This window comes from Nocardiopsis rhodophaea (genome assembly GCF_039530945.1).
Lineage (GTDB): Bacteria > Actinomycetota > Actinomycetes > Streptosporangiales > Streptosporangiaceae > Nocardiopsis_C > Nocardiopsis_C rhodophaea.
This window is the reverse complement of sequence record NZ_BAAAPC010000040.1, coordinates 1-7231: the sequence shown is the minus strand read 5'-3', so window position 1 is coordinate 7231 and position 7231 is coordinate 1. Positions and strand designations below refer to the sequence as shown.

Genomic DNA, 7231 nt, shown 5'->3' with positions numbered 1-7231 from the left:
CGGCCAGCTCAGTCCGGCCGAGTATGAACGTCGTCACGCCGCAGCAGCCGACAGCAGTCTGTCCGACCTGGCAGAGGCCGCGTAAAACCCAAGCTCACAGGCGTCTACCGAACCGAAGCAACTCCACACCCACTGCTGTGCCGTGGCGAGCCCCTGCCATGGCGCCCGCTTCGGGGCTTCGCCTTCTCGGTTCGGCCCACCCCAGCTCGTCTCAAGCGACGTCAAGCCGCTTCTGGCCACCTCGGGTCACCTCAACTCACTTCTCACTTCAGCTCGCTGAGGGCCGTCCGGATCAGATCGATGGAACGCCGCGGCGGATACGCCTCCGCCTGCAATGCGCCGAAGAGGGAGAGCATGCGGTTGACCTTCTCAGCCTCCCGGAAGCTCTGGCCACCGAATGTGTTCTCCATGTGCAGCAGGGTGCCCGTCGGCAGCTCGAAGATGCGGAAGGGCGTACACAGGCCGGGGTGGTGCCCGATGTCGTTCGGGATCACCTGAAGGCGGACCTTTCCGCTGGACATCAATTTCTCGATGTGCTGCAGCTGGTCACGCATGATCCTTCGGTTGCCGATGGGGCGGGTGATCACCACTTCGTCGACGACAAACCAGAGCGCCGGGGACTCGGGCAACACGGCCTCCAGGCGTTCGCTGCGGGCCTTGACCACCGCCTCGATGCGTTCCGACGGGATTCCGACCTGCCGTGCGCTGATCAGTGTGCGGGAGTAGTCGGGCACCTGGAGGAGCCCCGGTATCAGGATGGGGTGGTACTCGCGGATGCGTCGCGCCACGCGTTCCATGCGCAGCACGCCGCGGAAGCCCTCCGACAGCTCGTCGGTATCGCTGAGCTCCGACCAGAGTTGGCGGAGTGTTCCGCCTGTAGCGAGCTCGCGATCCAGAATGTCGCAATGTTCCGCCTTTGGCGTCCGCGTCCCATTCTCGAACGCCCCGATCAGCTGGCGTGATATTCCGACCGAGCGACCCAGCTGATCCTGCGTTTTCCCAGCTCGTTCGCGTAGACGGCGGAGTTCCGTGCCCCACCGGAGCCACGCTCCATTCCCTTTCTCCACCATGCCCCAAAGTTGACACAGCCCGCCACACTGTGCCACGGATTCCACGAAAGGCTAGAGTCATGTGGCTTCTCTGGCAGGTTTGGCGACCCCGGCGCCATTCTGGGGGCAGTGCACGGGAAAATTGGAGAGCCACATGAGATCGCCGAGGGCGCGGAACCGCCTCCTCCGCACGACCGTCCCCAGCAGCCACCTCGCTGGCATCGGATTCGGCCGGGGGTGGCCCTAGTGCTGACTCACCCGCCGAGTTTCGAGACGCGGAGAGGCGTCACGACCGTCACGCGCGGACGCATACGCATCATCTACGACCGCCGCGCCGTCGAGTCCCGCCAGTGGAATGTGTACTTCGACGGCAAGCTGGTCGCTGAACAGGTGAACATGGACGACGCCCACTGGGCGCTGCTCACCTCGGGGGTCACCACCATGCCGGACGCGGTCGATCTGCTGAACGCCGCCATGGGGTGCCAGAACGCCCGTCGGCGCCTGAGGCGGCAGAGCAGCGGTCAGTAGGAGGCAGGCGCAAGAGACGGTCCAGGCTGGGACCCGCTCCCCCTCTCCCCCCGCGACTCCCCACCTCCACCGCCTCTCTGTCGCCACTGCCGCCGCCTCCCGCTCAGCGGCGCTCAAGTGCCAGTGCCCGGCGCTTGGCCTCCCGAAGCATCACGCGACACGGGAGCCAGCTGCTCAGGCGGATGAGCAGCCCGTAGCGCCCCATCCGCCTGCGCGACGCGATGCCGCGTCCGGGCACTCCACCCGCGTGGCATGTCTTCATGCAAGTGGACATGGTGGAGCCGCCCTATCAAGCGCTGTGCCGCCCGCAGCGGTCAGGCGACCCGCGTGTTGGCGAGCATGTCGGCCACGTCGCGTTGCTGGATAGCGTGCCACGCGGTGCGCGGCGGCACACCGGATGGCCCCACCCATGCCCGCTTCAGAGTGATACCTGAATCACCGGGTGTGAACAGAGTGAGCCGGATAAGCTTGAGGGCGGCCCGAGAACCCCCCGGAGGAACCCGAACCCATGCCCAGCCTTGAGCAGCGTGTCACCTCGATCGAGCGGCTGTACCTCAACCTCGCCGCCGACCAGCAGACCCTGGCCGGTCACCAGTGCAACGGGGATGACCGCATCAACGCAATCGCCGACGGCCTCGTCGAGCACCGGAGAGAGGTCAAAGAACGCTTCAACCAGGTCGACGCACGCTTCGACCACGTTGACGCCCGCTTCGACCAGGTCGATGAGCGCCTGGACCGTCTCGAAGCAGGCCATGTCGAAATTCGCGATCTACTCAAACAAATCGTGAACAAGATCGACACCTGATCAACAGGCCTCAGTCAGCGACCTTGATGACAGGTTCGTGGTGGACCGGGAAGTTCACTGAGCGGGCGATGAAGCAGACCTGATTGGCCCTCTCGTGCAACTTCTCCGCCGCTTCGACCATGCTCGCGTCGGCGACCGTGACGACGGGGTGGAGGGTGACTTCGGAGAAGTCACCGGAGGAGTCCGCGCGGGTGATCATGGTTCCGGTCGCCCGGTCCTCGTAGGCCACAACATTCACCTTGGCCGCTACCGCGAGCGCGAGGTAGGACAGCATGTGGCATTCGCTGAGGGCGCTGACCAGCAGGTCCTCTGGGTTCCAGCAGCTCGGGTCGCCCCGGAACGCCGCGTCCGCCGACCCCTTGAGCACCGGACGGCCCTCGGCCTCGATGTCGTGGGAACGGTCGAAGTCGCGGTACCGCGTGGTGCCTGACCCGGTGTTCCCGGTCCAGCGCGTGCGGACCTCGTAGTGGTGGGTCTTGTCTGCCATAGCTCCCCCTTCCACGCGATCACATGTTCGATCTCAGCCCTCAGGCCCAGGGTTTCACGTCCGAGTCCCGTTATGTCATTCCGGGTGTCCGTCCGGCCTGTCGGTAGGTGGGGGTGGCGGAACGAGTGAGGCCGTGGGGTGTGGAGTGACCGGGGGCCTGCGTCGCTTCCGGCACTTGCACGCGCACACCGGCGAGCGGTGGCTCGACCGATAACTTGCCGGGCACCGTAGAGCGCACCAGTGGGCCACGTGTGGCCACTGGCCCCGGCTACCCTGGGGATCATGCCGACCTCCGCACCGACCTGGCCTGCTCCGACCGCCCGCGGCCCCGTGGACGCCACGGTGAGCCTGCCCGGATCTAAGTCGATGACCAACCGCGCGATGATCCTTGCGGCCCTCGCGGAGACACCCGTTGTCGTCCGCCGTCCGCTGCGCAGCCGCGACACCGACCTCATGGCCGCCGCGCTGCGCGCGCTCGGCATCGGTGTGGTGGAGGACGGCGGCGACTGGGCCATCACGCCCGCTCCTCCGCGCGGTCCCGCGGCCCTGGATGTCGGCAACGCGGGCACGGTCATGCGCTTCGTTCCGCCGCTGGCGGCGCTCGCTGACGGCGACATCGACTTCGACGGCGACCCTCGGGCGCGCGAGCGTCCCGTCGGCCCGCTGCTGGACGCCCTGCGGTCCCTTGGCGCCGACATCGACGACAGCGGACGCGGCGCACTCCCCCTCGTCATTCACGGGGCGGGCGGCCTGCGCGGAGGACCGGTCACGCTGGACGCCTCCAGCTCCTCCCAGTTCGTGTCGGCGCTGCTGCTCAGCGGCGCCCGCTTCGACGAGGGCGTGGAGGTGCGCCACGTCGGCGATCCCGTCCCCTCCCAGCCGCATCTGGACATGACCGTGGAGATGCTGCGCGCCGCCGGGGTGCAGGTCGACACCTCCGTCCCCGACGTGTGGCGCGTGGCCCCCGGCCCGATCAAGCCGGGCGAGCTGGTGGTGGAGCCCGACCTGTCCAACGCCGCGCCCTTCCTCGCTGCCGCTCTGGTCACCGGCGGCCAGGTGACCGTGCGCGACTGGCCGCGGCAGACCACCCAGCCCGGCGACGCCCTGAGCGACCTGTTCGCCACCATGGGAGGCGAGATCGCGTTCGGCGCCGAGGGGCTGACGCTGCGCGGTACCGGGGAGATCCGCGGGATCACCGCCGACCTCCGCGAGGTCGGCGAGCTGACCCCGACCGTCGCGGCGGTGGCGGCGCTGGCCTCCACCTCCTCGCGCATCACCGGCATCGCCCACCTGCGTCGGCACGAGACCGACCGCATCGCGGCGCTGGTACGCGAGATCAACGAGCTGGGCGGCGACGCCGAGGAGCTGCCGGACGGTCTGGTGATTCGCCCACGCCCGCTGCACGGTGGCGTGTTCCGCAGCTATGACGACCACCGGATGGCGACCTCCGGTGCCGTGATCGGGCTCGCGGTGCCCGGGGTGGAGGTGGAGAACATCGCCACTACGGGCAAGACACTGCCGGACTTCCCGGGGCTGTGGTCGGAGGTCACCGCGTGAGCGCCGGCAGACGCTACGTTGACGAGGACGACGTCCGGGTCCGGGCCCGCGGCGGGTCGCGTCCGCGTACTCGCAATCGGCCCAAGCATGAGAACGCCCGTCTGGGCTTTGTGACGGCGGTCGACCGGGGCCGCTACCGCTGTCTGGTCGATGGCCAGCCCATCGTCGCGATGAAGGCGCGTGAGCTCGGGCGCGGCAGCATCGTTGTCGGCGACCGGGTGGCCTTGGTCGGCGACCTGTCCGGCCGCCCCGACACGTTGGCGCGCGTGGTGCGGGTCGAGGAACGCCGATCGGTGCTGCGCCGAACCGCCGACGATACCGACCCCGTCGAGCGCGTCATCGTCGCCAACGCCGACCAGCTGGTCATCGTCTGCGCGCTGGCCGACCCGCAGCCCCAGCCCCGGTTCATCGACCGCTGCCTGGTGGCGGCCTACGACGCCGAGTTGGAACCGCTGCTGTGCCTGACCAAGGCCGACCTCGCGGCTCCGGACGACATCCTGGGCATCTACTCGTCGCTGGACCTGCCCCATGTCGTGACGAGCATCGATGGCGACCTTGACGAGGTGCGCAACCATCTGGCCAACCGGACGAGCGTGTTAGTGGGCTCCTCGGGCGTGGGCAAGTCGACCTTGGTCAACCGGCTCCTCCCGGACGTCGAACGCGCGGTCGGTGACGTGAACCCCGTGACGGGGCGCGGTCGGCACACGTCGACGTCGGCGGTGGCGCTGCCTATCGACGGCGGCTGGATCATCGACACCCCGGGTGTACGCAGTTTCGGTCTCGCGCACATCAGCCCCGATGATGTGGTGGCGGGTTTCCCGGACATGGACGAGGCCGTGGTGGAATGCCCGTCCGGCTGCCAGCACGCCGAGGGCACCCCGAACTGCGCGCTGGACAGCTGGCTGGCCGAGGGCAAGCTCGACCCCGCCCGTGTCACCTCCCTGCGGCGCCTGCTCAGCAGCCGCGAGGGCGACGACAGCGCGTCGCAACTCGCGTGACGAGCGCCTGAGGAGGAGACCGGCCTTTCAGGGACGCTCACGAGCCACAACCAAAAAACGTCAATCAATGGTTGACGCATGGATGAACACGCGCGCAAGACGGATCCGGTCCGGCTGGACGAACTGATCGAGATGATCAAGGAGGTCCGCTCCGCCCCGCTGGAACAGCTCTCCGATGCGGTCGTGGCCGCGGACTACCTCGGCGAGATTGCCGACCACCTCATCGGGCACTTCGTCGACCAAGCGCGGCGCTCGGGGGCGTCGTGGACGGAGATCGGCCGGAGCATGGGGGTCAGCAAGCAGGCGGCGCAGAAGCGATTCGTTCCGAAGGACCCCGTCGCCCCGTCCGACCTCGATGTTGAGGAAGGATTCCGGCGCTTCACCCCACGTGCCCGGAAGGTCGTCATGGCCTCGCAGAACGAGGCCCAGGCGGTAGTGGCCGAGGCGACGGCGGCCATCGGCGCCGACGGTCCCGCTGGCCCCGCTGGCCAGGAGTGACGCTGGTCGACTCCAACGACCAAACAGATGAGACAAAGCCATGCCCTTGTCCCCCTCCGGCAAGGCGCGACGGGGATAGCCGGACGAGATGCGGGTGCACGGCGCCCCTGTCCGGCGTGGGTTGGCGTCGTTCGTGTGAGCCGCCTGGCTCACGTGCGCCGCCTGGCTCACGTGCGCCGCTTTGTGGAGCCAGCGGCGTTGTCCTCGGTGGGCAGCGTTGCGGCAATGCGCGCACGGGACTGGTGTCGAGTGCCGTTGTCGTGCGACAGGATCTCGGCGCGTACTTCGCGCAGCATGGCAATCAGCGCGTTGACGACAGCCAGGTCGGAGTTTCCGCCCAGGTTTCGCAGGTAGACGCGGACCTGGGGGGCTGAGGTGGAGGATCCACTCTCCCGCGTACACGCCTTCTTCGAGCTCGATGTCCGTGGGATCGAGCTTTTCCAGCTCGACGAGGCGAACCGTGCTGGTCACCTTCACGTCGGTACTCATTGCCGCGTCCCTTGCAGGGCGGGAGCGGGCGTGCGGATGTTGGAAAGCGCGGTGTCGAAGGCGGGAACGGAAAAGCGCTGTCCGCCGCACGAGGAACACCATTCGGCGCCTTCTATGCCCGTTGTGCCCCACGTTCCCCGCGATGATCATGGGAACGGTCCCGGTTCTGTCCCACTGGAGTTTCGGGTTTTTCAGGGGTCATAACGCGCCGATGTCGCTGAGGAGCTGTTCGATCTTGGTGGCCCTGTGTTCCTCCTGGTGGGGGTGGCCACCGCAGGTTTCCGTGATCGCGGGCGCGCACCGGGCGGCGATGATGTCGCGGCGCAGCCGGGCGGCCATATCGATGAACGCCGGGTGGGCCTTGGACGTGTAGTACGGGGCGGTGGCGCGGCGCCGCGCGGTATCGGCCGCCGGGCGCCCGTGCAGGGCGTAGTAGCACACGACGAGGCTGTAGCACAAAAGCTGCAGCGGGGCGGTGCGGCGCACCGCGGCGGGCACCCGGTTGTGGGCCTGGCCCAGGCCCAGGTGCTGCTTGGCGTCGCGGAAGCAGGTCTCGATGGCCCACCGGTCGCGGTAGCGGGCGATGACCCCGTCACCAGGGGTGGTGGTGTCGGTGGTGTGGATGTGGGCGCGGGTGTGGGCCAGCGCGGCGTCCCACTCGGCCTCGGCGGCCTGCAGGTTCTGCCAGGCGCTGCGCTCGTAGGAGGCGCGCCGCGAGCCGGGCTGTTCGGGGGTGCCGGGCAGGCGGTGCCCGCGGGCGGCGGCCGCCGCCCGCTTGGCGTTGCGCTCCTGGATGCGTCGGGCGTGGGGCTTCCAGCGG

10 protein-coding genes are annotated in these 7231 nt (G+C 68.6%); 5 read left to right on the top strand and 5 right to left on the bottom strand.

Going from position 1 to position 7231, the window contains the following annotated elements; all coding sequences use genetic code 11:
- Positions 1-263 precede the first annotated feature (263 nt).
- Positions 264-1070, bottom strand: a complete 807-nt coding sequence (locus tag ABD259_RS25495; protein ID WP_344165805.1) for a helix-turn-helix domain-containing protein — start codon at positions 1068-1070, stop codon at positions 264-266.
- A 225-nt stretch (positions 1071-1295) separates the two neighbouring features.
- Between ABD259_RS25495 and ABD259_RS25490 the strand changes: the two genes are divergently transcribed.
- Positions 1296-1577 (top strand): hypothetical protein, encoded by a 282-nt coding sequence (locus ABD259_RS25490; protein WP_344101480.1) that lies wholly within the window; start codon positions 1296-1298, stop codon positions 1575-1577.
- A gap of 103 nt (positions 1578-1680) precedes the next feature.
- Here the strand turns inward: ABD259_RS25490 and ABD259_RS25485 are convergent, their stop codons facing one another.
- Positions 1681-1839 (bottom strand): hypothetical protein, encoded by a 159-nt coding sequence (locus ABD259_RS25485; RefSeq protein WP_344101482.1) that lies wholly within the window; start codon positions 1837-1839, stop codon positions 1681-1683.
- A gap of 246 nt (positions 1840-2085) precedes the next feature.
- Between ABD259_RS25485 and ABD259_RS25480 the strand changes: the two genes are divergently transcribed.
- The gene (locus ABD259_RS25480) at positions 2086-2382 is read left to right on the top strand and encodes a hypothetical protein (RefSeq protein ID WP_344101484.1); all 297 of its coding nucleotides are present in this window, start codon (positions 2086-2088) and stop codon (positions 2380-2382) included.
- Between the two features lie 10 nt (positions 2383-2392).
- On the opposite strand, the gene ABD259_RS25475 is transcribed toward ABD259_RS25480, so the two are convergent.
- Positions 2393-2869, bottom strand: coding sequence for an OsmC family protein (locus ABD259_RS25475; protein WP_344101486.1), 477 nt, complete (start codon positions 2867-2869; stop codon positions 2393-2395).
- A 282-nt stretch (positions 2870-3151) separates the two neighbouring features.
- On the opposite strand from ABD259_RS25475, the gene aroA reads away from it, so the two are divergent.
- From aroA to ABD259_RS25460, 3 genes are all read left to right on the top strand, one after another.
- Positions 3152-4426 (top strand): 3-phosphoshikimate 1-carboxyvinyltransferase, encoded by a 1275-nt coding sequence (gene aroA / locus ABD259_RS25470; RefSeq protein WP_344165802.1) that lies wholly within the window; start codon positions 3152-3154, stop codon positions 4424-4426.
- On the top strand, positions 4423-5424 hold the full coding sequence (gene rsgA / locus ABD259_RS25465; RefSeq protein ID WP_344101490.1) for a ribosome small subunit-dependent GTPase A: 1002 nt from the start codon (positions 4423-4425) through the stop codon (positions 5422-5424). Before aroA ends, rsgA begins: the two co-directional genes overlap by 4 nt.
- 78 nt (positions 5425-5502) lie before the next feature.
- Positions 5503-5922 carry a hypothetical protein gene (locus ABD259_RS25460; protein WP_344101492.1) on the top strand — a complete coding sequence of 140 codons (420 nt, stop codon included), beginning with the start codon at positions 5503-5505 and terminating at the stop codon, positions 5920-5922.
- A gap of 167 nt (positions 5923-6089) precedes the next feature.
- On the opposite strand, the gene ABD259_RS25455 is transcribed toward ABD259_RS25460, so the two are convergent.
- On the bottom strand, positions 6090-6218 hold the full coding sequence (locus ABD259_RS25455; protein WP_344101494.1) for a hypothetical protein: 129 nt from the start codon (positions 6216-6218) through the stop codon (positions 6090-6092).
- A gap of 391 nt (positions 6219-6609) precedes the next feature.
- Positions 6610-7231: hypothetical protein (locus ABD259_RS25450; RefSeq protein ID WP_425573578.1), on the bottom strand; the 622-nt coding region annotated here is incomplete at its 5' end.